2 protein-coding genes are annotated in these 1062 nt (G+C 66.0%); both read right to left on the bottom strand.

Annotated features, from left to right (window positions below; genetic code table 11):
* Positions 1-799, bottom strand: a 799-nt coding sequence (locus HLH35_RS19675; protein WP_408870148.1) for a TolC family protein, incomplete at its 3' end; no start/stop codon positions are given.
* A 22-nt stretch (positions 800-821) separates the two neighbouring features.
* Positions 822-1062: HlyD family secretion protein (locus tag HLH35_RS19670; RefSeq protein ID WP_456305641.1), on the bottom strand; the 241-nt coding region annotated here is incomplete at its 5' end.

Genomic DNA, 1062 nt, shown 5'->3' with positions numbered 1-1062 from the left:
TCTGGCCCATCAGCACGTCGAGCGCATGCGTGATCTGGGCGATATGCGTGCGCAGCGGCTCGCGCGCCGCAAGCTGGCTGTCCAGCTCCGCCTTGGCCTGCGCGATCTGCAAGGTGTTGCCCACGCCTTCCAGATACAGGCGCTGCGTCAAATCATAGGCTTCCTGCGCCACGCTGATATTGCGGTTCGCGATCTCCAGCCGCAACTGCGTATCACGCAGCACCATATAGTCGCTGACCAGCGCCGAGAGCATCGTCATCAGCACCGCGCGCCGATCCTCGACCGTTTCCTCGACCGCGCGCTCCTGCGCTTCCACACTGCGGCGGATGCGGCCGAACACGTCGATCTGCCAGCTCGCGCTGACCCCGTAGGACAGATAGGACGCACCGGGGCGGTTGACCGGGTTGCCCGGGCGCAGCGGCCAATTGTCGATATTGAGCGAGTAGCGCGCGTCACCGTTGGTGGTGTTGGCATCGATCTGCGGATACCAGGCGGAGGCCTGGCTGTCGCGCAGCGCCCGCTCGGCCAGGATGCGCTGGCCGGCGATCTGTAGGTCATAATTGCCGCTGATCGCGCGATCGACCAGCCGGTCCAGCTCCGCATCGCCGAAGCGGTGCCACCAATCCTTCAATTCTGCATTGGTGCGCGCGATCTCGGCATCGGTTGCCGGATGCTCGTCCTCGGTGAAGTGCTCGGGCACCTTCATCCGGTCCGGCTGGTAGCGCGGGCCGACCGTGCAACCCGCCATTACCAGCGCCGAGGTCAGGACCAGGCCGGCCCGTCGGGTCTTCGTCATCATGGTCATGCTCGCGCCGGGGGCCTTACAGATGATCTTGGAGCCAGGTGGTCAGATGCCCCTTCTGGCTGCGCGATTGCGGGCCGACGGTCACCGTGCAGGTCATGCCCGCCGCCAGCGTCACGCTGTCGGGCACATGGTCCAGATGGATGCGCACCGGAATGCGCTGCGCCAGGCGCACCCAGGTGAAGATCGGGTTGACGTCCTGCAGCCCCAGCCGGTCCGGATTGCCGTTCTGGTCGTTGATGCCGCGCGCGATCGAGACG

Origin of the sequence: Gluconacetobacter asukensis (assembly GCF_014174375.1) — a bacterium.
Taxonomy (GTDB): domain Bacteria; phylum Pseudomonadota; class Alphaproteobacteria; order Acetobacterales; family Acetobacteraceae; genus Gluconacetobacter; species Gluconacetobacter asukensis.
The sequence above is the reverse complement of the archived record's forward strand: the minus strand, read 5'-3'. Positions and strand labels throughout refer to the sequence as shown.